Below are 379 nucleotides of genomic sequence, written 5' to 3'. Positions count from 1 at the left end.
GATCACCGTCGTAATGGGCCTCTTTGCAATCATGACGACTGAAGTATGGCTTTGGGCCGGCGTCTATCGCCAGCTTGAAATCCTGCCCGACTTCGAGACCGCGCTCTACTTCTCCACCATCACCTTCTCCACTGTCGGCTATGGCGACGTGGTGCCCGCTCACGGTTGGCGCGTCCTGGCGGCCGTGGAAGGCGTGAACGGGTTTCTGCTGATCGGCTGGTCGACCGCTTACCTGATCGCGGCCGGCACCCGTGTCGGCCCCTTCAGGGTTGGCGAGCACTTCTGATCCGCGGCGCCGCGTATCGCTCAGACCGCGACCGAGTGCCTGGCGGTTCCGCTCCTGAGATATTTGTCGAATTTCGCCGCGACCGTCCTGACA

1 protein-coding gene is annotated in these 379 nt (G+C 62.5%); it reads left to right on the top strand.

All coding sequences use genetic code 11. The annotated features are described in order from the left end of the window. A partial coding sequence (locus EN850_RS34140) for a potassium channel family protein (protein WP_136092980.1) occupies nucleotides 1-286 on the top strand: 286 nt, incomplete at its 5' end. Between the last annotated feature and the right edge of the window lie 93 nt (nucleotides 287-379).

Source organism: Mesorhizobium sp. M8A.F.Ca.ET.207.01.1.1, from assembly GCF_004794715.1.
Taxonomy (GTDB): Bacteria; Pseudomonadota; Alphaproteobacteria; order Rhizobiales; family Rhizobiaceae; genus Mesorhizobium.
The sequence above is the reverse complement of the archived record's forward strand: the minus strand, read 5'-3'. Positions and strand labels throughout refer to the sequence as shown.